Source organism: Anabaena sp. UHCC 0451 (assembly GCF_034931405.1).
Lineage (GTDB): Bacteria > Cyanobacteriota > Cyanobacteriia > Cyanobacteriales > Nostocaceae > RDYJ01.
In genome coordinates, this window is record NZ_JAYGHA010000019.1 from 22,246 (window position 1) to 41,731 (window position 19,486).

Here is a 19,486-nt window from a genome sequence, read left to right on the forward strand (position 1 = left end):
TTGATATCACCCTCAGTAGTAGTGATTTCAGTTTGGTTGTTTAGATAAGTGGGTAAGGGTTTAGCAATGCTAAACCCCTACTTATAACAATTCTGTATAAAGATGCGCCAAATTTAGAAAGGAACTAACCACTCCAGACACAGAGAATACAATGGATATATTTACGATTTGGTGTATAATGGCGTAGCAACTGACTGGCAGAATTTCACATCAAGAAAATGAATCAGTCTCAATTAACCAGCAGTATGGTAAAAGAGAAGGCCAGGGAGTTGGGTTTTCACAAAGTTGGTATTGCTGCTGTAGAAGGAATAGAAGCCAAAGACACTCAACGGTTGCAAGCCTGGATGGCGATGGGTTATCACGCTGATATGGAGTGGATGGCTAATCCGAAACGCCAAGATGTGAGTTTATTGATGCCGGACGTGCGATCGCTTGTCTGTGTGGCGCTGAATTATTACACACCAGAACAACGCCCTGAAGGGGAAGAATACGCGAAAATTTCCCGTTATGGCTGGGGAAGAGACTATCATAAGCTACTGCACAAGAAGCTGAAGCAACTGGCTACCTGGTTAGAATCTGGGGGTGAAGGGATTCAAGCTCGATATTATGCAGATACAGGACCAGTGCAAGATAAAGTTTGGGCGCAAAAAGCTGGTATTGGTTGGATTGCTAAAAATGGGAATGTAATTACTAGGGAGTATGGTTCTTGGGTATTTTTGGGAGAAATATTAACTAATATAGAGTTAGAGAGCGATAGCGAAGCTACAGAACATTGTGGCACTTGTACAAGATGTATGCAAGCTTGTCCTACTGGGGCAATTACCCAGCCGTTTGTGGTAGATGCTAACAGGTGCATTGCTTATCATACCATTGAAAATCGGGCAGAAACATTACCAGAAACCATTAAAGCCAATTTACAAGGATGGGTGGCTGGTTGTGATATTTGTCAAGATGTATGTCCTTGGAATCAGCGTTTTGCTCAAATAACTGATGTGACAGATTTTCAACCTTATCCTGGGAATATAGCACCTAAGCTGGTAGAATTAGCGCAAATCACAGATGAGGAGTGGGATAGAAAATTTCCAGCATCAGCCTTGCGGCGCATTAAACCAAAAATGTTACGAAGAAACGCTCGAGCTAATCTTGACGCATCTAGGCGAAAGAATGACCCAGAAAGTAATAATATTTGATTTTGATGGGACAATTGCAGATACAGTAGATGCTCTTGTCAGTATTGCCAATCGTTTAGCTGTAGAGTTTGGTTATATACAAATATCTGCTAATGAATTGACTCTGTTACGCAATTTAACTGCTAGGGAAATTATTAAATATTCAGGTGTATCTTTATTGAGAATACCTTTTTTAGTCAAAAAAGTTAAAGGTGAATTAAAAACCAAAATCAAAGAATTAGAACCTATATCTGGTGTTCCAGAGGCATTAATAGCACTCCACAATCAAGGATATAGACTGGGAATTATTACTTCTAATTCTCAAGAAAATGTGAATGAATTTCTCAAGTGTCATGATTTAGATTATCTCTTTGAATTTATCCACTCAGGAGTAACAATTTTTGGCAAAACAACGATAATTAATAATGTATTAAGACAGAGGCAAATCAAACCGCAAACAGTCATTTATGTAGGGGATGAAACCAGAGATGTAGAAGCTGCCAAAAAAGCTAATATTAAAGTGATTGCGGTAACTTGGGGGTTTAATTCCCCGGAAGCACTAGCTAAACAAAATCCTGACTTTTTAATTCATCATCCCAGTGAATTATTTGATGTGGCTAACAGTTGTTAGTAAGAATTCAGGTAAGGCGATAAGATCCCCGACTTCTTTTATTTATTATTTATTGTGTCCATAAATGATAAATTGATCTGGTGAAGTCGGGGATGTGGATATGAAGGATTTCTATAGCTGAATACTTGCAGTTGTTAAAAGCCCAACCTGATGAAAATTGAGCATTTTTGCACTCAATCATTCTGTAATTTTGCCTCGTAGAGCTTTAATTTCGCCGCGTTTGGTTTTGCTGTCAATGCGTTTATTTTTAGCGCCGCGCGTGGGTTTTGTGGGCTTGCGTTTTGGGGAGATGACGGTGACGCTTTTGATTAAGGTTTGCAGACGTTCGAGCGCGTCTTCTTTATTCTGTTCTTGAGTACGATGTTGCTGGGCTTTAATGATAATTATCCCATCTTTAGTGATGCGCTGATCTCCCAAATTGAGCAAGCGTTCTTTGTAAAGTGGTGATAGGGATGAAGCGTTGATGTCAAAGCGCAGATGAATTGCTGTAGCAACTTTATTGACGTTTTGTCCACCTGCACCTTGAGAACGAATTGCAGTAATACTGATTTCGCTAATAGGGATGGTGGTTTTATTGGTAATTTGTAGCATGATGGTTTTTTACAGCAGTTTGAGATCAAACCCGCCACAAAATAAATCGCATAACGCAGTCTATCACTGGTTTTTATGATTTCCATCTGTGGCAAGGTTGATTGCAATTTGCTGTAAGTTTATGATTGTTTGTTTTTTAACTTTTGCTTTTTGCGTCGTTTTTCTGTGGTAGCTACAGCATGGTCTACTGGATAACCCACGACAGGAATTACCTGATATCTGCGGTCTTCTTCTAGATTTTTCAGTTCGGTGTAATCAACCCAGTGAATACAATCGACAGGACAGGTATCTATAGCTTCTTGAATTAACTCTTCAGCGTCTCCATCTTGACGAATTACACGCGATCGCCCATAATCTGCTTCAATATAAAAAGTATTACGGGCAACATGGGCGCAATGTTTACAGCCTATACAGGTAATTTCATCCACATAAACGCCTTTCTGGCGCAGCAGTCCGCCCAGTTCCGGTTCTAAACCAGAACGCTCTGGTTCATCACGCAAAAAACCGCCTAATTCTGGTTCTAAACCGGAAGGATGATTTTCTAGATTATGATCTAAATCTTCTGGTAACGGCTGCAATTGGGACATTACGCACTCCAGCGTTGTAATACTAAGCGAATAGAACCATCTTCATTTTTTTGTTGTTCAGCTACTTGGAAACCAACTTTAGTGGTTTCTTTCATCACTGTTTGATAAGCATATCGCTGGGTGACTTGGCGTAAAAATCCATCTACAGACAAATTTTGTTGCCAATATTGTAGATCAGTCACTAATTCGTATTCCTGACCATTCCATCTAAAACCGATGTCGTACCCATTTTCTTGCTCAATACTAACTTCAGCAGCATGGGTTTGACCACGATAACCACGTACTTCACGAGGTCCTGGTTTCCAATCTATCCCTAAGTCAGAAAGCGCATCCTGTAAGGATTCTAGGTTACGGATTTGAGTTTTGATTTGGCTAAAGTGTGACATGGCGGTTTGTAATCAATGAGAATAAACGAGTTGGAAAACTTACCATTCGCTAAAAGCGGTTTGGGTATTCACTACACCAGATTCCTGGATATTGTTGGTGGCGAAAAATTCTGAGGTTGATTCTTGACTCAACACTTGTCCCAGTTGAGCTTCTATCGCTGCTGTCACTTCCGCACAAGAAGCCCCGACAATACCAGTGACTTTCTCTTGTACTCGACCGTCTGGATAAATTATGAATTCTAATGTTTCCATATTTATGAACGCCAACCTCGATAGTACCCTTGAACTAACTGCTTGAGCGGAGTTAATCTTTATAATTGCCGAAGGAACTCACAGACAAAGTTGTTATTTGTTCAATAATGTTCCAGTTTCAAAATATATATCTCAAAAACTTTACAAAAATTATTATTTCTCTTAGCAGTTACATCTACTATCATTTAGTTTCTCTTAACCTGATCAATTAGTCAAGCTGAAGTTTTTTAGGTACATTTACAGTTCAAAAGCCTTAAAAATCAAGCTTTTAGACTAAGGACAGGAACGAGGTAAATATGAAAAAATACTAAAGCTTATTGGAAATTCTTATTATTATCATTGATTTTAGCCTCTTCGCAGCGATTGTCGGTTAATGTAAGGCGATATTGCTTACTTGTTTTCTAGCTATCTCTAAAATAGTATGTATTTTACAATACATTCAATGCTAAATCAGTATCACAGAATTTTATTGGAATACCACTGCTGTTAACTATCACACCATCTAATTTCAGCACATCCTCATCTACAGAAATGACAACTTCTGCATCAAATTGAATTGCACTAGCAACATGAAGTGCATCAGCTGCACGTATTCCCCTAATATAAAGTTCCATATTGTTTAACTGTGCTTCCACAATTCCAGCCGTTAAATCCAGTACACTAATTCCAAAAAACCTAACCGCAGTTACTGTTTGGGGTACAATAGAACGGGCTGCAAGAACTCTCAATGTACTAGCATTAGTCATGCCCTTAGCAACAGATGTCAGTTGCTTAAATAAAGCTTCTTCCACCTCATAATAGGTAAGACTTGATGTAGCACTTATGTGTTTTGCAGCAACTAATTTCAAAACCTCTTCTGCATCTTCAAATAATTTTTTTGGATCACGGCCACGACGTTCTGTAGTTCTGAGAGTTTATCCAGCTATAGCTTGCGGACTGAGATAGTCAATAAAAACACCCGTATCAATATAAACCTTCACACCTTAGTTCCCAATTCAGATAATAATTGTTCAGGTGTAACTACTTGAGGCTTACTCGTTGATAAAGAACCTAATGCTTTACTTAATGCTTTATCATAAGTAACTAAATAGTCACATTCAGCAGCACTGCTAAGAATTAAAACATCATTAGAATGGGCTATACGGTTACGAAGGTTTGCCGCATACTTGAGATATTCTTCAGCTTTCTGTAAATTTACAGGTATAACATTAACTTCTTCTTGAATTTCATCCAGAATTTCTGGGTTTTTACTAGACTCTGCTAAGAAAAAAAGCTCCTGTAATACTACTGGATTAATTGCTAACCGCACTTGTTTCATCACTGCTGGAGAGAAGAGTTCAGAACTAGGTGACTCTCCACGCAAGTAAGCAGCGATAACATTTGTATCTAAAAAAACAAGAGGCAGATGATGTTTAGACGTTTCCACTGGAAAATCTCTTGTTAGAATTGTGTTTACTTAATTTTACTTCAAAAATAATAGATATATAGATATGTCGATTAGTTTAAAAAATTGCAGTAATTCCCACCTACAAATATTCTTAACCTATGATTGCATTTTGCCAATGAGACAAGGTAAGTTTTGTAATTTCACCTTTTTCTAAATGATATATTTCTTCTAAACACTGAAAAAAAGCCTGAGCATATATTTCCAAACCTAATAAACACAAACATTTCAAAATCCTAGTAATTCTTAAATGATTATGATTTCCCCAATGTACCCAAAATTTTTTCCTGTCTGCAAATGATTGATCAATTTTAATTCTTATTTTCCCATCTTGGCTTTCTTGACATGATAAACCATAAAAAACCAACATCAATTTTAAAGATGTCAGTAAATTATTTCTCAAATCTTCTCTATTTTGAAAATTTTGAATATCGTCATCTGTTAAAATTGGTGCATGAGGATTAAACCGACTTCTTTCTGTGAGGGGAAATAACCATTGAATATAATCATGGGTTTTTTCTAACCATTCATGATTTTGATTCCATATATCTTGTAGCATTCTACCGCGAACATCAGCAGCTTTGCCAGAATAAAATTGAACAATTACAGAATCTTGAATCATAAAATATTAACCTCATTCTCCTAAAAATCAATGATTTTAATACAAGCTTTAAAACTATGATAATCAATATTAAGACAGGAAGTTTTAATATATTAAATTATGTTGCCAAATCAGAAATTACGTTTACCAAACCATTAACAACTCTGGTAAATTTATCAAAGTCAATTTTATTTATTGTATCATCTATAGTGTGATAATATTGATAACGATAAGGTGCTGTATCTGTCACCATAATTCCTGGATAACCTTGCTGCCAAAAAGACCATTGATCTGACCAACCAACACCGGGAATAAAACTGGGTAGTGCTGTACCTTGAGATGGAAATTTTACATGATTACGAAAAGAACCTATTGATTTTTTAACTAATTGGCTAGATTTCATATTACCAATAAAGCTGATAAAGTTACCCTTGTTAGGATAGATTAAATTTATGGGATAGGGATATTCTTGACTCCCTGGTTGATCAGAAAAATATCCCATTGTTTCTAAACTCAACATGGCGACTATTTTTTGATTTTGCTGCTTTAAGTTTTTGGCATATACTAAACTGCCCATGTTTTCTGTCCAGAAAAAAGGCGGTTCTTCGTTGGTAAATTCTACAAATTTGATGGTACGGTTTGTGTTTTTGTTGGCGAAGATTTTAGCTAGTTCTAGGGTTGCTGCTGCTCCTGTACCGTTATCGTTTGCTCCTGGACTGGTAAAGGCTGAATCGTAATGTCCGCCAATAATAATTATTTCTTCTGGTTTGGTAGTTCCTTTTTTTTCTGCTTCTATGTTGTAGTATGATTTGTTGTCTATTTTATATTCTTGTTGGTTGATTTTGTAACCTGCTTGACTTAAAGAGTTGATGAAAAAGTCTTTTGCTTGATTGAGTTTTGAATATTGATTATTGTTACGACTACCAATTTCAACTGCTAGTTTTTGTAAGTCTTCCTGTAGTGATTTATGAAGTATGATTTCTTCTGGTTTTAGGGGTGGAAGTTGTCCTTGATAGCTTTGTTTGGGCATCCAAAACATTGTCCAGTAGCCCCAAATACTTATAATTAGGAAAGCAGTGATAATTACACCCAGGCGAATTAGGGCGGATTTATTAATGATTTTGAGCTTAAATCTGTTGTTGCGGGAAGATTTACACATGATCTTCTTTGTTTCTTCTCTGCTTAAATTTGATATATCCACACAAATATTTATCTGTCACCTGTCACCTACTACACTATCCATTCTGATGTGCGATCGCCCAAATCTAGAGGGATACTAACAGCTTTACCCAAGCGGGGGCGCTCTTTGGTTTGTAAAATAAAAGTTTGTACTTGACTCGTTCCTTCTAAGGCGTTTAGATAATTAGCGATACTATCCAGATGCGCTTGGTATTCTGGTTCGCTTAAAGGGAATGAAGCTTGTTCAACATATTTCCACATGACTTGCAGAAATACTTTTCCTTGCGTCCTGCGGAACTGGACATCGTAAGAGTATCCCCATTTATCAATCAATAGTTGACGTAATTCCTTTCCTGTCATAATTAATTCAAAATTTTGGATTTTTAATCTGGTTTCAGCCATTATTCGCAAAGATAATACTTTCTCAACCTTGGCAAAAAAAATGAGAGCCTAAGCTTCATGGGATCATGGCTTTTCTCAATTAGATTTTACATTTAGTTATGATATTAAGTTCCGTAACTCCAGTATGATAAGGATATAAAGAAATGTAATGCTAACAGACAATGATGCTAGATAAGTCTTGCAACAAAGAAGTATGGCATCACTGGGGGCGTTAGCATTTCGACTCAGACAAAGTGTGAGGCTAGTTGCTACCACTCTTGTCAAAATGCTTAACAAATTACACAAAGAGCGCGTAGACTATGGCTCAATTTTCTGAATCAATGGACGTACCCGATATGGGTCGTCGTCAGTTCATGAACCTGCTGACTTTTGGGACTGTTACTGGAGTGGCTCTAGGTGCATTGTACCCTGTTGTCAACTACTTTATCCCTCCTGCTGCCGGTGGTGCTGGTGGTGGTGTAACTGCAAAAGACGAACTGGGTAACGATGTTAGCCTTGGTAAGTTTCTAGAAAGCCATAATGTAGGCGATCGCACCCTAGTACAAGGACTCAAGGGAGATCCTACCTATATTGTGGTGGAAAGCAAAGAAGCGATCGCGGATTATGGCATTAACGCTATTTGCACCCACTTAGGTTGTGTTGTTCCCTGGAACGTAGCAGAGAACAAGTTTAAATGCCCTTGTCACGGTTCCCAGTACGATGCTACTGGTAAAGTTGTCCGCGGACCTGCACCCAAGTCCTTAGCTTTAGCTCACGCCAAAACAGATAACGACAAAATCGTTTTGACCCCTTGGACAGAAACAGACTTCCGCACCGATGAAGCACCCTGGTGGTCTTAAAAAGTGCTGAGTAATGAGTTATTAGTCTCAAGTCAACTCTGGACTCTGGACTCTTGACCACTGACAAATGACAACTGACCACTGACAAATGACTTTATAGAGATGAGAAACGCCCGTACACCTGCGAGGTTAACTCGCGCTGCTAAAGTAATGTTAAATACATTGCTTGTAGCGATCGCCACTGTGACATTTTTCTTCACCAGCGATTTTGCTCGACCCCAAACTGCTGCTGCTTACCCTTTCTGGGCGCAAGCTGCCTATCCTGAAACCCCCCGCGAACCGACAGGACGGATCGTTTGCGCTAACTGCCACCTAGCGGCAAAAAATACAGAAGTAGAAGTACCTCAATCAGTATTACCTGACACCGTATTTAAAGCGATCGTCAAAATACCCTACGATACCAGCGTACAACAAGTAGGTGCTGATGGTTCTAAAGTCGGTTTAAATGTCGGTGCTGTATTGATGTTACCCGAAGGCTTCAAGATTGCGCCAGAAGACCGCATTCCTGAAGAAATGAAGGAAGAAATCGGCGATATTCCCTTCCAAAGCTACAGCGAAGACAAAGAAAATATCGTCATCGTTGGACCCTTACCAGGCGAAGAATATCAGGAAATCATCTTCCCTGTGCTTTCACCTAACCCCGCTACCGACAAAAATATCAACTTTGGCAAATATTCCGTTCATGTTGGCGGTAACAGAGGACGTGGACAACTTTACCCCACAGGTGAAAAGAGCAATAACAACCTTTACACTGCTTCTGCTGCTGGTACAATCAGCAAGATTGCCAAAACAGAAGATGAAGACGGTAATGTTAAGTATGTAGTTAGCATCACAACCGCATCTGGCGAAGTTGTTAACGATACCGTTCCCGCAGGTCCAGAATTCATTGTCTCTGAAGGACAAACAGTTGCATCTGGTGATGCTCTTACCGTGAACCCTAACGTTGGTGGTTTCGGTCAAAAAGATGTAGAAATCGTCTTACAAGATAGTTCTAGAGTCGCATGGATGGTTGCTTTCATCTGTTTAGTAATGTTGGCACAAATTATGTTGGTTCTGAAGAAGAAGCAGGTGGAAAAAGTCCAAGCTGCTGAGATGAATTTCTAAATTCTCTGCTAAATCATTATTTCTGGGACAGGTATTTTACCTGTCTTTTTTTTATTCTGCTCTGTCTGATTTTGAACGCAGATAATATGATTTGTCATTATCTATCGGCTTCTGTAATTTTTACATATTCCTGGAAAATAGTAGATATGTTAAATAGGGTTTTTTCTGTTTCTATAGTTGTCACTAAATAACGTCTATTTAAGGATTGTAAACCGTTAATTAATTCGGTAGATGATAAAGTCAAGTTTTCTCTTAATTGTTCTCTAGTCACAGGTTGAGAAAATTTACTCATGGCAGAAATAATTTGTTGTTCTATTGGTGATAGTCTGTTCAATAATTCATCAAGTTGAGATTTCATGTCTTCTGTTAACAGGAAACCTTCATTTATAAAATCAGCTACACTACCTTGAAAGATATTTTTGATGACATTGCTAATATCTTTTAAATAAACGGGATTTCCTCCATACAAATCTATCAACTTTGACCAGCTTTGCTCATCTTTTAGTTTTAGTTTTTGGAAAATATCAATATTACTTAAACCGGATAATTCTAAACATTTAACAGGATATAATTCGTCATCTAAGCAGACCATTTCTTGGCATTGTTCCTGACTGATTAAGATTAAACTACTTTGATGTTCGATTTCTGCAATTTTGGTGAAAAAGGTTTTGTAGTCTTTATATTCAGGTTTATATTGTCCTGCAAATTGTCCTGGAATAAATATTTCTTGGATATCATCAAGAATGATTAAACATCTTTTTTGATTGAGGAGATTTAAAAGTTGAGTTAATTTATTGTTATTTTCAGTATGATTAGATTTGGTAAATGTTAATATTTCTGTGAGGATGTTATCTAAGGAATGAGAGAGTTTAATACTTTTCCAGATGACTAAATCGAATTTTTGTAAATTTAGATCAATGAAATGTTTAACGAGAGTTGTTTTACCAATTCCAGGTAATCCTAGAATTGAGATGAGGCGGTTATTTTGATTGATTAACCAATCGGATAATGTTTGCAGTTCGGTTTCTCTTCCGTAAAAGTGGGTGATTTTTGGGGATAGGGTTAAATCATGATAAGGTATTTTGTTGTTTAATTTTTCTTCATGAGATTGATTTATATTAGGATTAGGATGACTATCACACCAGTTAATTTCAGTATTTACTAAACCAACAAATTGAGAATTTATAACTCTTTCTATAGTCCAACAAAAATTAGATTTATTAATATCTTCACCTAACTGTTCTGATAAAATTTTAAATAATTTACGACTAACATCTCCAATATAGTTTTGACTATTATATCCCGATTTGTCTGCTATTTGATTGTAAGTTTGACCTTGCCAAAGTCCTTTCAAAACAGATTTTTCTAAATCGTCTAGATGTTCTCCTGTATGTTTCTGCACTACTTGATCCACAAATTGTAACAACTCTGTAATATTCATATATTGTAGACTGTATAAGTATTACAGCAACAATTATAACTTAGTTTCAGCCCTAACAATCATATTTTTTCAGTGTTTTTTGGGTTACTGAGTTTATATTTTGTTATATAAATGCGATAAAAACAGGTTTTTTTGGGTAGAAGTCTTGAATTTTGGTGATTTATTATCAATTTGTAAGTTTGACTAATGACATTGGTCAACCTTGCCAAAAGCATTACACATTTTATAAAACTTAGGAGATTAACTATGAGTGAAGTATATTTTTGCGGACATTGCCCAAGAGAGCAAGAAACAACCAAAGGTGAAAAATGTATATCTTGTGGAAAGCAGACAATCACTTGGGACAAATCTCGTTTTTCTCGTGATTGGGCTATACAACAGTGGAAAGATATGAGGGGATATTATGGCAATTCTTGATCGTGATAGTAGTTTCAGTTAAGGTTTAAAAACGATAATTGCAATTTTTGGTAACTCAGGTGTAATCTACATGGTAACAATTCGCCTAGTACGTCGTTCTGATGGTCAACCTATGTGGGGAGCAAGTGTTTACATCAGCCGACAAGGTTCTGGACTACTTGATTTTGGTGGTGTTTTTGGTTCAGAAAAAACAGATCAAAATGGTCAAGTTTCGTTTTGGAAATTAGATTTACCAGCCTGGGGTAAGGTGGTAGTTGATAGTCATGAAGTTTATGATGGTGAACTTCAGAAAAATATGAGTTTCAGACTGTAGAAGATTTAATGAAGACACGGCAAGTCTAACCACTAAGCATTTCAAAATAAACAAAACAGGCTTATCTCTAATAATAATTGAGTAAGCCTGAAAATTTTCAGGGGGAAATTATGAATATTGAAAATTTACTAGATCAAGCCCTTAAATACCTTAATAGAGATGATGATGAAAATGCTTTGCGTCTCTACCAGCAAATTTTAGATATTGATCCACGATGTATACCGGCTTTAAATGGCTGTGGAATCGTCTTTGCTAATATGGGAAACTATCAAGCAGCAATTAGTAGTTTTACAAAGGTTATTGAAATTGATCCTCAAGATGATGGCGCATTTTCGCTGCGAGCATTAGCTCATTTTCGGGCAAAGAATTTTGAAAATGCTCTTGCAGATTCTAATCGTGCGATCCAAATTAACCCCAATCTTGCAGGACATTATCGAACAAAAGCAACTATTTTACTAGCCTTAGACGAGTATAGCCTCTTACCAGAAGCCTTAGCTTGTTTTGAGCAAGTTCTTAAACTTGATCCCAATGATGCTGAAGCACGAAAAAAGAGAGATATTTTAGTGAATGGACTTAACAGAGATCGCCTTCGAGATCGCCTTTCATCCGACCTATATGAATTAAAAAAACAAATTGATGAAGCTTTTTCACCCTTTGATCAAAACCAAATAACTTTGGATGAAGATAGTGCTAATACAGTTAAAGTGATGAACGCGATTTCTAGAGAAAGTACATCATTAGTAGAAGATTTTTCTAGAGAAAATTTGCCACTTGAATTGATGCTTTATTATTATATTCAGGGAGTAGTGCGTGCTTGTAATGCAGTTCGCTTTTACAAAGCAGATGACTCTCAAGAAATGTTAAGTCAGTCAATAGAAAGTTTTGATAATGCGGAAAAAATAGCTGAAAAGCTAAACAACTTCAGTATGTTGACAGACATTAATTGGAAACGTGGAGCATTGATGTTTGGTCTCTACAAAACATGGGATGCAAAAAAAGTTCTTAATATTGCTCTACAGTCCTATCAATGGCTGGATACAAATTTAGAGACAATAAATTCTGAGCAAAAGAAACTGATACAGGAAAGGTTAACTCAAATTCAACCGGTGAAATCTAATAATAAAAATACCGAGGTTATACAGCAGAAGATTCTGGAAGATATGGCAATCTATGAGGAGGGATTTTTTACTGCTTTTAATGGTATTGTAGATGAATTAAAAGATAGATGGCAATATTCTGATCTACCTTCTGAAATGAGAAAAAGTGATGAATTTCTCACAGATACCTTGAATAAGATGGACATCTTGATTAAACAGGCTGACAGTGAATTTGAAGCACTTTCTATAATTCATCAAATGACAGATAGCTATTCTGCTTCATATTATCACATAAAAGCCATTAAATCAGGACTAGATGCTGTTTACCCAGTGTCTAATCAGGAAAAAATGGAGGAATCGCGTAATTTTTTTACAGAAGCTAATAAATTTGCAGAAAAAAGTCAAGATCAACCAAAATTAGTTAATATTGCGTATCATCAAAAGAAGTTAGAAGAGAGAAATAATTATGAACTAAACAAGATTAAGCGAAAAAAACAGGAGGAGCAAAAATCAAAACGTAACCTAGTTTTAGGAATTGCTGCTTTTGGTGCTGTTCTCGTACTAGGTGGGCAATATTTGATAGCATTAATTTGTTTTGGGGCAGCATGGTGGGTTTGGCAATTATAATAATTGGTAGGTTGGGTTGAGGGACGAAACCCAACATTAACTTATCTATTCCCAATCTTCATATCTCAAACCATTAATACGGCTAAATTCGCGGATATTGTGAGTAACTACAAATATAAATTTATTTAACAGGAATTGATAAAAGCCTTTGGGTAACAGGTGATTTTTTTGAATTGAGAATTTGAATACAGGCATTTGTATCTAAGAGATAAGCTATTGAATTTCCTCCCTTTCTTCAAAGGGAATCTGTTTTTGATGTTCAAGAGGTTCTCCTTCCCAACTACCTATCACTTCATCTAAAAACCTACGAGAATATCCTAATTCTTCCGGTGTTTTGGTTGCAGATGGTAATGATTTTTCTGCAATACGTTGAAATACAATTACTATTTCTAATTCTTCATTGGCAAATTCAGCCGGAAGTTCAATTTTTACTATTCTATCATTACCAATGTGTGTTTTAATCTTCATACTTTCCATAGCCTTACCTCCTTGTTCATGATTTTATCAGTGGTTTGATAATTGTTGACTCATCAATTATACAGTATATCCAGAATTTCATAATCATAATTTATAAGACTCAAAGATGAACAGGATTGTTTTTAATAACAAATCCAAAATCATCCAAAATCGGAAATTTTGCCATTTTCATTATCTATCATCAAACATCCTATAAATCCTGTTTCAGACAAAAATCAACAGAATTTTTGTAACCCATAAAATTTGCTATTTCCATCATCTATCACCAACCATCCTGTAAATTCTGATATGGCTACGCTACACTAGCAGACAATTTTTATGTCAACTGGGGAAATTCTGGTTACACTGGTAAATCTTATTACTTATTTTTCAAATAATTTACTTATAGCGGCAGTCAACAGTTAGTAGAGACGTTACACCCAACCTGACAGTGTGGAGGTTCAGGGATGTAGAGACATTCCATGTAACGTCTCTACAAGGGTTTTCGGCTTACGAATTTGCTTAACCGAACAGTATTGAGTGTGGAAGACCCTACTCAAACTATCGGTTAGCACACCTTGGAGACTGTTTGCAAATTTATTAAGAATCTGTTACATTTATTTACATAAGGAAACAAAAGTAAAAACAAAAAACGAGGGTTTAAAGATGACTATCTTAATTGCATTATTGGTTGTAGGTTGGGTAGCTGGTTCTGTTGTCGGTTCTTTGGCTTACTTCATGGGTGAACAAACCAAGCCTATCCACGAACGTAACTGGCGTTCTGAGTCTTTTGAAAAGTTAGCTAAGTCTATTACTGGCATGGAAATAGATTACAGCGATCGCACTCCAGCTTATGCGATGGATGCTTACACCAGCCGCACTTTACCTCAATAGTAGTCAAGGCCGCTTAATTAAATGTCTATAAAAATAACCCTCAGTACCGTAACTGGGGGTTTTGCTTTCATTAGTTTTTTAAATCTGATTTTTCCGAAAAAAGAATTTTGTCAATTTTTTTCGCAATAAGTAATTTTATTCTCAAGATTATTGATAATGATGTCAATAATTTGACGAGGTTTGGTTTTTTCAGCCATTGATATTGACATCTGATTTTTTTCTGCTATATTACATATATAATTGGTTATTGCTATATTTAGTTGTAGTTTAACTTTTTCAAGTTTACATATTTCGACACTAGAGAAAAAACACCCTAGTTAGCATCTTGATAAACCGCAGGTAAGGTGTGATGCTGGTGCGTCTAAATGAAAAATCAAATATTTGTCATTGCTAATTTTAACTATCAACCCAACCCGATATTATCAGATGAGCAGGATTCACAAGAGTGAAGATGTTTGTATAATCCTGTTCATCCTCCAATCCTGTAAATCCTGATTTTGACTACACAGGACGGTAAACGCGATAGTTGATTTCAGGGAAAATATTATCCATCAACTCGACTTTTTCCAACCAACCGCTATCAACCTTACCCACCTTCACATCTTCATACAGTTTATTAAACCGCATTAAGTGCGATCGCGTTCTTCTCACCGCATAAGGAACCATTGTTCCCGTCCGCATGATAAACGCCCAGTCAGAAGATTGTGCTAATAATAATTCTCTAGCTGCTTGGTTTAAAGCCTTTAATTGCAAATCATCCTCTGGTTCGAGGGTTGATATTTCAATCATCCGTTCCGCAGCTTTGTGCAAATGCGGGTAAATCCACACATTAGTATTATTCAACCAATATTCGTGGAAACCCTTGTAACCCCAACTCGACTGAGCCGGACGACAAACTTGTTGTGTGGGATTTGCACGTAAATAATCTGCTAAATGAGTCATTTCATAAGTTCCTTGGTCATACCATGATTTGCGGAACAGGTAATCAATAAACCAAGGACCCTCATACCACCAGTGACCAAATAATTCCGCATCATAGGGAGAAACAATAATTGGTGGCCGACCCATGATACCGTGTAAATGCTCAGATTGTCTTTCACGATTATACATGAAGTTAGCAGCATGATCTGCTGCTTTTTCTCTTGCCCAATAAGGATCATAGAGTGCCTTATCAGAAAGACCTAAGCCACGTCCTGTAATTTTATGATACTTAATGCCAGTGTTTTTCCGCTGACCATTGGGCATGATGTAAGGCTTAATATACTCATATTCAGCTTCCCAACCCAAATCTTTATAAAATTCCCGATATTCAGCCGCACCAGGATAACCAACTTCCGAAGACCATACTTGTTGAGAAGATTCATGATCTCGACCGAAAGCAGCTACACCAGGTTCTGTAAAAATTGGGGCATAAGTACCGAAGCGGGGACGAGGACGGGCGTATAATATACCATGTCCATCTGTGAGGAAATAGCGCAAACCAGCATCCGCCAGCATTCGCTCTAAACCTTCATAGTAAGCGCATTCTGGCAACCAAATACCTCTAGGTGCTTGGCCAAAAGTTTCCTCATAATGTTCACAAGCTACTTTAATTTGCGACCATACAGCTTGGGGATACATTTTCATCAACGGTAAATACCCGTGGGTAGCACCGCAAGTGATAATTTCTAGGTTATTAGTATCTTGGAACCCTTTAAAGGCTGTTACTAAATCACCATTGTATTTTTCCCAAACTTCACGGGCTTCGTTGAACTCCGTGGCGTAATGTTCAGCCAAATAGCGCATATGTCCATTATGGATATTGCGTTCAGCTTCTAACTCTATCAGTTCTTCCAGTTGGGATAGGTGTGCATCATAGCGTTCTTGCAAAAGAGGATCACGGAGCATTGACACGAGAGGCGGTGTCATACTCATCGTAATTTTAAAGTCGATGCCGTCTCGCTTTAAGCCTTCAAATACTTTCAATAAGGGAATGTAAGTTTCGGTGATGGCTTCATATAGCCATTCTTCCTCCAGCACGTAGTCACTTTCTGGGTGACGAACGAAGGGTAAATGTGCGTGAAGTACAAGTGCAACGTAGCCTATAGCCATAATGGTCCTGGGGTGGTTTGTAAATTGAAGGTCGAGAGTTTGGCGGAAATTAACCAGTAGAAATTAACAATATTTTAAGATGATATCGGGATCGTGAAGGAAGTTTTATTGTAATTTATCACGTCTTTATGCCCAAGATTCTTTGACAGCGATCGCCAACCAATCATGCTATGGTTTTCACATTGCATACATCACACCTGATCGTCAGTGGAAATATCCACCCTCCCTTAGTTCAGAGGGTAAAAGTTCCTTGTAGTCAAGTTTTATGTCTTCGAGACATTCCCGCTATTAAAACTCCCGTAGTTGTTAAACCTGTACAATTGAATTTGTCAATCCTCACTTTCTCGATATAACTCCTGTAAGTCTTGTAATTGAGTTTTTCGAGCAATCCGCCGATATTTTTTACTTTCTAGTTTTGGTTCGTATTGATTTTGACCTTTACCTTTACTCATTAACTTTAATGTAGATTCAGGATCGGTTTGTTGTTTTAAAAAAGTTTGATAGGCGATCGCATCATGCAAAAATTCTAAATAATGCTCATATCTTTCCCAGTCATCACCCACCACACAATCTGGTTCATCTCGATGTAAACAATCACTAAACCGACAACTACCAACTTCTAATCGTTTTCTGGCTTCTGGGAAATAATAGATTAATTCTTCTGGACTACAATTTAAATCAGGTTGATTAAAACCAGGAGTATCAGCTAATAAACCACCATGAGGCATTTCAAATAATTCTACATGACGAGTGGTATGACGACCACGGGCTAATTTACCGGAAACCTTGGCGACACGCAGATTAATATCAGGAATCATGAGATTAATTAAGCTGGATTTTCCTACACCAGAAGGACCAGCAATCACGGTAATTTTATGATTTAAATATTCAGAAATATGCTCAATATTGATCTGATTTTGGACACTAATAAAAATTGGATTATAACCCCAAGCAAGTAGGCGATCGCTAATTTCTTGTTTTTCCGTTGGAGAAACTAAATCACATTTATTCAAACACAATAATACATCCACACCTGTAGACTCAGCCTTAATTAAAAATCGGCTCAATTGAATAGGTTCTAAAGGTGGATCAGCAACAGCAAATACCAACAAAATTTGGTTAACATTAGAGATCGCAGGTCTATCTAACTCACTATTGCGGGGTAAAACATCAGCGATCGCACCTCTTCCTCCACTCCAATCAGGTTCTTCCACAATTACGCGATCGCCCACCATCACCTGTTGGCCAATTTTTTTTAACCGAGTTCTGCGGGTACAGAGGAGGATCGGGAGGTGGGGAGATGGGGAGGTGGGGAGATGGGGAGAATAAGATATTACTTCTTGACTTCTGCCTTCTGCCTCCTGACTCCTGACTCCTGACTCCTGACTTCTGACTCCTGGATCTAACTGCACCCGATAAAAATTAGCCTGTACAGCTAAAACTGTACCCAGTAACTGTCCAGTAGTAGCAACAGTATCACCTTTCATGCGGTAGTTGCCGGACGGCGTACCAACAAGGAAAAATAACCAGAGCAGTCCGTAATTTTTTCCACTTGATAACCTGCCATAGTCAAGCTATCAGGAACCTGCTCAATTGGTTCTCCAGCATCTAACCAGACTTCCAATAAATCTCCATCTGTCATTTGTTCCAAACGGAGTTTTGTCCGCACAAAATTGATTGGACAAGGAGTACCACGCAAATCCAGTTGAACATCAGGAGTTAACAAAGAAAATACACTCATGACTTAAACAGATTTTCAAAAAATCCCCCACCTTTACCAGTTCTGTCTCCCTTAATTTTAGCCAGTTTCTCCAGCAGTTCTCTTTCCTCTGGGGTAACTTTAGTGGGAATATCAATCAAAACTGTCAGTAAATGGTCGCCACGACTCACAGGATTTCCCAACCGAGGGACACCACGATTTTCCAAATTCATCACCGTATTTGGCTGAGTTCCAGCGGGAATAATTAACTCCACAGGACCATCTACAGTATCTACCTCCAAACGGCAACCTAAAATTGCTTGTAGGTAGCTGAGTTTAATTTCGGAAAGAACGTTAATGCCATCGCGCTGGAATTCTTCATCCTCATTCACAAACAGGTAAACATACAAATCACCAGGCGGACCACCCCGTTGACCCGCATCACCTTCTTGGGAGATCCGCAAGCGTGTACCATTGTCAACCCCAGCCGGAATAGTGATTTTCAGCTTTTTCGTGACCTGATTTGCGCCTTTACCGTCACAAGCATCACATTTATCCTCAACTACTGTCCCTGTACCATTACAAGTTGGACAAGTAGAAACTTGGGTAAAACTACCAAAAGGCGTTCTAGTTACCCGTCTCACCTGACCAGAGCCGCTACAAGTTGCACAAGTGCGGGGACGAGTTCCTGGTTTAGCACCAGAACCGCTACAGACTTCACAAGTTTCTAGATGAGAAATCCGAATTTCTTTTTCGCCACCAAATACCGCTTCCCGAAAATCTAACTTCAGGTCTAGCCGTAAATCATCACCCCGCACAGGTCCACTACGTCGTCTTTGCTGCTGAGTTGGTCCACCCATTCCTCCAGCAAAGCCACTGAAAATGCTTTCAAAGATATCGGCAAAACCGCCCATATCTCCCATATCTTGGAAGCCAGCACCAGCAGCAGCAGCACCAGACACCCCAGCTTCACCAAAACGGTTATAGCGCTCACGGGTTTCTGGCTCAGACAGCACTTCATAAGCGCGGTTGATTTCCTTAAACCTTTCTTCAGCACCCGGTTCTTTGTTCACATCTGGGTGATATTTCCGGGCTTGGCGGCGATAAGCCTGTTTAACTTCTTCTTTGTCGGCGTCACGAGAGACACCCAAAATTTCATAATAGTCGCGGGCCATAGAGCAAGGGTAAAAGTTAGAACTAAGAAAGCAAAAGTACCTAAAAGACTAAGGTAAAGGATATAGAGACAACTCTTAATTTTTGTTAATA

23 protein-coding genes and 1 pseudogene are annotated in these 19,486 nt (G+C 37.9%); 9 read left to right on the forward strand and 15 right to left on the reverse strand.

From position 1 onward, the window contains the following. The first annotated feature begins 218 nt into the window (after positions 1-218). Positions 219-1,190 (forward strand): tRNA epoxyqueuosine(34) reductase QueG, encoded by a 972-nt coding sequence (gene queG, locus VB694_RS14525; RefSeq protein ID WP_323361032.1) that lies wholly within the window; start codon positions 219-221, stop codon positions 1,188-1,190. After that, positions 1,165-1,800, forward strand: coding sequence for an HAD-IA family hydrolase (locus VB694_RS14530; protein WP_323361033.1), 636 nt, complete (start codon positions 1,165-1,167; stop codon positions 1,798-1,800). Before queG ends, VB694_RS14530 begins: the two co-directional genes overlap by 26 nt. A 177-nt stretch (positions 1,801-1,977) precedes the next feature. On the opposite strand, the gene arfB is transcribed toward VB694_RS14530, so the two are convergent. The 9 genes from arfB to VB694_RS14575 form a co-directional block, all read right to left on the reverse strand. Continuing rightward, positions 1,978-2,391: an alternative ribosome rescue aminoacyl-tRNA hydrolase ArfB gene (gene arfB / locus VB694_RS14535; protein WP_323361034.1), complete on the reverse strand. Its 414-nt coding sequence runs from the start codon at positions 2,389-2,391 to the stop codon at positions 1,978-1,980. Between the two features lie 119 nt (positions 2,392-2,510). Then, complete coding sequence (locus tag VB694_RS14540) at positions 2,511-2,978, reverse strand: ferredoxin (RefSeq protein WP_323361035.1); 468 nt, start codon at positions 2,976-2,978, stop codon at positions 2,511-2,513. Next, positions 2,978-3,364 carry a DUF1257 domain-containing protein gene (locus tag VB694_RS14545; RefSeq protein WP_323361036.1) on the reverse strand — a complete coding sequence of 129 codons (387 nt, stop codon included), beginning with the start codon at positions 3,362-3,364 and terminating at the stop codon, positions 2,978-2,980. Before VB694_RS14545 ends, VB694_RS14540 begins: the two co-directional genes overlap by 1 nt. Positions 3,365-3,403: 39 nt before the next feature. Then, positions 3,404-3,616, reverse strand: a complete 213-nt coding sequence (locus VB694_RS14550) for a DUF2997 domain-containing protein (protein WP_323361037.1) — start codon at positions 3,614-3,616, stop codon at positions 3,404-3,406. 428 nt (positions 3,617-4,044) lie between these two features. Next, entirely contained in the window at positions 4,045-4,464 is a 420-nt protein-coding gene (locus VB694_RS14555) for a hypothetical protein (protein WP_323361038.1), read from the reverse strand. A 128-nt stretch (positions 4,465-4,592) separates the two neighbouring features. Beyond that, positions 4,593-5,042, reverse strand: coding sequence for a type II toxin-antitoxin system VapC family toxin (locus VB694_RS14560; RefSeq protein WP_323361039.1), 450 nt, complete (start codon positions 5,040-5,042; stop codon positions 4,593-4,595). Positions 5,043-5,154: 112 nt separating this feature from the next. Further along, positions 5,155-5,682, reverse strand: a complete 528-nt coding sequence (locus tag VB694_RS14565; RefSeq protein WP_323361040.1) for an opioid growth factor receptor-related protein — start codon at positions 5,680-5,682, stop codon at positions 5,155-5,157. A gap of 97 nt (positions 5,683-5,779) precedes the next feature. Next, entirely contained in the window at positions 5,780-6,820 is a 1,041-nt protein-coding gene (locus VB694_RS14570) for a M28 family peptidase (protein WP_323361041.1), read from the reverse strand. A gap of 71 nt (positions 6,821-6,891) precedes the next feature. Then, entirely contained in the window at positions 6,892-7,200 is a 309-nt protein-coding gene (locus VB694_RS14575) for a DUF3067 family protein (protein WP_323361122.1), read from the reverse strand. Positions 7,201-7,541: 341 nt separating this feature from the next. On the opposite strand from VB694_RS14575, the gene petC reads away from it, so the two are divergent. After that, positions 7,542-8,081: a cytochrome b6-f complex iron-sulfur subunit gene (gene petC, locus VB694_RS14580; RefSeq protein WP_323361042.1), complete on the forward strand. Its 540-nt coding sequence runs from the start codon at positions 7,542-7,544 to the stop codon at positions 8,079-8,081. A gap of 102 nt (positions 8,082-8,183) precedes the next feature. After that, positions 8,184-9,185 carry a cytochrome f gene (gene petA / locus VB694_RS14585; protein WP_323361043.1) on the forward strand — a complete coding sequence of 334 codons (1,002 nt, stop codon included), beginning with the start codon at positions 8,184-8,186 and terminating at the stop codon, positions 9,183-9,185. Positions 9,186-9,282: 97 nt separating this feature from the next. Here petA and VB694_RS14590 read toward each other — a convergent pair whose 3' ends face one another. After that, positions 9,283-10,626: an NB-ARC domain-containing protein gene (locus tag VB694_RS14590; protein ID WP_323361044.1), complete on the reverse strand. Its 1,344-nt coding sequence runs from the start codon at positions 10,624-10,626 to the stop codon at positions 9,283-9,285. A gap of 246 nt (positions 10,627-10,872) precedes the next feature. Here VB694_RS14590 and VB694_RS14595 point away from each other — a divergent pair, with 246 nt between their 5' ends. From VB694_RS14595 to VB694_RS14605, 3 genes are all read left to right on the forward strand, one after another. Next, positions 10,873-11,043, forward strand: a complete 171-nt coding sequence (locus tag VB694_RS14595) for a hypothetical protein (RefSeq protein WP_323361045.1) — start codon at positions 10,873-10,875, stop codon at positions 11,041-11,043. 70 nt (positions 11,044-11,113) lie between these two features. Further along, the gene (locus VB694_RS14600) at positions 11,114-11,356 is read left to right on the forward strand and encodes a hypothetical protein (protein WP_323361046.1); all 243 of its coding nucleotides are present in this window, start codon (positions 11,114-11,116) and stop codon (positions 11,354-11,356) included. Positions 11,357-11,466: 110 nt separating this feature from the next. After that, complete coding sequence (locus VB694_RS14605) at positions 11,467-13,080, forward strand: tetratricopeptide repeat protein (protein WP_323361047.1); 1,614 nt, start codon at positions 11,467-11,469, stop codon at positions 13,078-13,080. Between the two features lie 213 nt (positions 13,081-13,293). Here VB694_RS14605 and VB694_RS14610 read toward each other — a convergent pair whose 3' ends face one another. Then, positions 13,294-13,557 carry a hypothetical protein gene (locus VB694_RS14610; protein ID WP_323361048.1) on the reverse strand — a complete coding sequence of 88 codons (264 nt, stop codon included), beginning with the start codon at positions 13,555-13,557 and terminating at the stop codon, positions 13,294-13,296. A 645-nt stretch (positions 13,558-14,202) separates the two neighbouring features. Here VB694_RS14610 and VB694_RS14615 point away from each other — a divergent pair. Continuing rightward, positions 14,203-14,430, forward strand: a complete 228-nt coding sequence (locus VB694_RS14615; RefSeq protein ID WP_323361049.1) for a photosystem II protein, Psb35-related — start codon at positions 14,203-14,205, stop codon at positions 14,428-14,430. A 501-nt stretch (positions 14,431-14,931) separates the two neighbouring features. Here VB694_RS14615 and VB694_RS14620 read toward each other — a convergent pair. After that, positions 14,932-16,521, reverse strand: a complete 1,590-nt coding sequence (locus VB694_RS14620; RefSeq protein ID WP_323361050.1) for a glycoside hydrolase family 57 protein — start codon at positions 16,519-16,521, stop codon at positions 14,932-14,934. A gap of 103 nt (positions 16,522-16,624) precedes the next feature. Here VB694_RS14620 and VB694_RS25320 point away from each other — a divergent pair. Beyond that, positions 16,625-16,759, forward strand: a pseudogene (locus VB694_RS25320) (D-alanine--D-alanine ligase); the annotation flags it as partial. 91 nt (positions 16,760-16,850) lie between these two features. On the opposite strand, the gene rsgA reads toward VB694_RS25320, so the two are convergent. The 3 genes from rsgA to dnaJ are packed head-to-tail and all read right to left on the reverse strand — an operon-like array spanning position 16,851 to position 19,395. After that, on the reverse strand, positions 16,851-18,008 hold the full coding sequence (gene rsgA, locus VB694_RS14625; RefSeq protein WP_323361051.1) for a small ribosomal subunit biogenesis GTPase RsgA: 1,158 nt from the start codon (positions 18,006-18,008) through the stop codon (positions 16,851-16,853). Next, positions 18,005-18,262 (reverse strand): sulfurtransferase TusA family protein, encoded by a 258-nt coding sequence (locus tag VB694_RS14630; protein ID WP_323361052.1) that lies wholly within the window; start codon positions 18,260-18,262, stop codon positions 18,005-18,007. The genes rsgA and VB694_RS14630 overlap by 4 nt, the downstream gene beginning before the upstream one ends. Continuing rightward, positions 18,259-19,395, reverse strand: a complete 1,137-nt coding sequence (gene dnaJ, locus VB694_RS14635; RefSeq protein WP_323361053.1) for a molecular chaperone DnaJ — start codon at positions 19,393-19,395, stop codon at positions 18,259-18,261. Before dnaJ ends, VB694_RS14630 begins: the two co-directional genes overlap by 4 nt. Positions 19,396-19,486: the final 91 nt, after the last annotated feature.

What these genes read in the sequence shown, in the direction of transcription:
- queG (WP_323361032.1), top strand. Translation starts at nt 219, where the DNA reads ATGAATCAGTCTCAATTAACCAGCAGTATGGTAAAAGAGAAGGCCAGG.
- VB694_RS14530 (WP_323361033.1), top strand. Translation starts at nt 1,165, where the DNA reads ATGACCCAGAAAGTAATAATATTTGATTTTGATGGGACAATTGCAGAT.
- arfB (WP_323361034.1), bottom strand. Translation starts at nt 2,391, where the DNA reads ATGCTACAAATTACCAATAAAACCACCATCCCTATTAGCGAAATCAGT.
- VB694_RS14540 (WP_323361035.1), bottom strand. Translation starts at nt 2,978, where the DNA reads ATGTCCCAATTGCAGCCGTTACCAGAAGATTTAGATCATAATCTAGAA.
- VB694_RS14545 (WP_323361036.1), bottom strand. Translation starts at nt 3,364, where the DNA reads ATGTCACACTTTAGCCAAATCAAAACTCAAATCCGTAACCTAGAATCC.
- VB694_RS14550 (WP_323361037.1), bottom strand. Translation starts at nt 3,616, where the DNA reads ATGGAAACATTAGAATTCATAATTTATCCAGACGGTCGAGTACAAGAG.
- VB694_RS14565 (WP_323361040.1), bottom strand. Translation starts at nt 5,682, where the DNA reads ATGATTCAAGATTCTGTAATTGTTCAATTTTATTCTGGCAAAGCTGCT.
- VB694_RS14570 (WP_323361041.1), bottom strand. Translation starts at nt 6,820, where the DNA reads ATGTGTAAATCTTCCCGCAACAACAGATTTAAGCTCAAAATCATTAAT.
- VB694_RS14575 (WP_323361122.1), bottom strand. Translation starts at nt 7,200, where the DNA reads ATGACAGGAAAGGAATTACGTCAACTATTGATTGATAAATGGGGATAC.
- petC (WP_323361042.1), top strand. Translation starts at nt 7,542, where the DNA reads ATGGCTCAATTTTCTGAATCAATGGACGTACCCGATATGGGTCGTCGT.
- petA (WP_323361043.1), top strand. Translation starts at nt 8,184, where the DNA reads ATGAGAAACGCCCGTACACCTGCGAGGTTAACTCGCGCTGCTAAAGTA.
- VB694_RS14590 (WP_323361044.1), bottom strand. Translation starts at nt 10,626, where the DNA reads ATGAATATTACAGAGTTGTTACAATTTGTGGATCAAGTAGTGCAGAAA.
- VB694_RS14595 (WP_323361045.1), top strand. Translation starts at nt 10,873, where the DNA reads ATGAGTGAAGTATATTTTTGCGGACATTGCCCAAGAGAGCAAGAAACA.
- VB694_RS14600 (WP_323361046.1), top strand. Translation starts at nt 11,114, where the DNA reads ATGGTAACAATTCGCCTAGTACGTCGTTCTGATGGTCAACCTATGTGG.
- VB694_RS14605 (WP_323361047.1), top strand. Translation starts at nt 11,467, where the DNA reads ATGAATATTGAAAATTTACTAGATCAAGCCCTTAAATACCTTAATAGA.
- VB694_RS14610 (WP_323361048.1), bottom strand. Translation starts at nt 13,557, where the DNA reads ATGGAAAGTATGAAGATTAAAACACACATTGGTAATGATAGAATAGTA.
- VB694_RS14615 (WP_323361049.1), top strand. Translation starts at nt 14,203, where the DNA reads ATGACTATCTTAATTGCATTATTGGTTGTAGGTTGGGTAGCTGGTTCT.
- VB694_RS14620 (WP_323361050.1), bottom strand. Translation starts at nt 16,521, where the DNA reads ATGGCTATAGGCTACGTTGCACTTGTACTTCACGCACATTTACCCTTC.
- rsgA (WP_323361051.1), bottom strand. Translation starts at nt 18,008, where the DNA reads ATGAAAGGTGATACTGTTGCTACTACTGGACAGTTACTGGGTACAGTT.
- VB694_RS14630 (WP_323361052.1), bottom strand. Translation starts at nt 18,262, where the DNA reads ATGAGTGTATTTTCTTTGTTAACTCCTGATGTTCAACTGGATTTGCGT.
- dnaJ (WP_323361053.1), bottom strand. Translation starts at nt 19,395, where the DNA reads ATGGCCCGCGACTATTATGAAATTTTGGGTGTCTCTCGTGACGCCGAC.